Annotated in this window: 1 protein-coding gene; it reads left to right on the top strand. The window is 64.4% G+C overall.

Features of this window, described 5'->3' with window-relative positions; genetic code table 11:
• Positions 1 to 175: 175 nt before the first annotated feature.
• Positions 176 to 1131: multidrug effflux MFS transporter (locus tag AC4FAH_RS04400; RefSeq protein ID WP_490245693.1), on the top strand; the 956-nt coding region annotated here is incomplete at its 3' end.

A 1131-nucleotide genomic window follows, 5' to 3' on the forward strand; every position in this document is an offset into this window, starting at 1 on the left:
GTCGCGCTCATGAGTTTCTCCAGTGGAATATCAGGCCTGAAATAATATCATTTTGCTTCATAAGTCGCAGGCGCTAGGCTCTGCGGATTCTTGATGGCCCCTCTGTCGGGCCGCCCTTGGCTTCTGACTCTCGAGATTATCCATGTCCGTGTCTTCCTCTGCTGCCGCAAGGCCCATGCCCAACGCACGACTATTGCTGTTGCTGCTGGTCGGCTGCGTGATGTTCTCGCCGCTGGCGATCGATATCTATCTGCCCTCACTGCCGGCGATGGCGCGCGAATTCGCCCAGCCCACCGATGTGATGCAGATGACGGTGACGCTGTTTCTGGGCGCTGTGGGTGTCGGGCAGATTCTGGTCGGCCCGTTGACGGACCTCTACGGACGGCGTCCGGCGCTGTTGGGTGGCGCGACGGTCTATCTCGTCGGCGCGATGGTCGCCGTGCTGGCACAGGACATCAGCATGCTGTATCTCGGGCGTATCCTGCAGGGGCTGGGAGCGTGCGCCACGGTGACGGTGGCCTTCGCGGCCGTGCGTGACTGCTACACGCCGGAGCAGGGCGCCAGGATGTACAGCTATCTGAATGGTGCGCTGTGCATCATTCCGGCGCTGGCGCCGGTGCTGGGCGGCCTGCTGGCGGTGCAGTTCGGCTGGCGCTCCAACTTCCTGTTCATGGCCGCCTTCGCGCTGTGCGTCGGCCTGATGGCGTGGAAGAGCTTTGGCGAGACGCGTCCTGCCACGACGGTCGTGGAGCGTCCGCTGTACAACTGGGCGCGCTACCGCCCCGTGTTGACCAGCTGGCGCTTCCTGTATCAGGCGCTGGTCGCGATGGCCGCGATGAGCGCCATCCTGCTGTATGTCTCGTCGTCCTCCGAGCTGCTGGTCGAGCGCCTCGGTCACTCCGAGCTGGTCTTCAGTGCCCTGTTCGGCGGCAATGCCGTGATCAATATCATCACCTTCTTCTTCGCACCGCGCGTGATCACGCGCCTCGGCCGTCAGCCCACCGTGCGCCTGGGGCTGGCGATCATCCTGCTCTCCGGCCTGATGCAGGGCGCGGCCTTCGCCTGGCTGCCACTGTCGGCCGCTGCCTTCATGGTGCCGGTGGCAGTGCTGTCGGTCGGCTTCTCGCTGGC

The organism is Cobetia sp. (assembly GCF_983723665.1).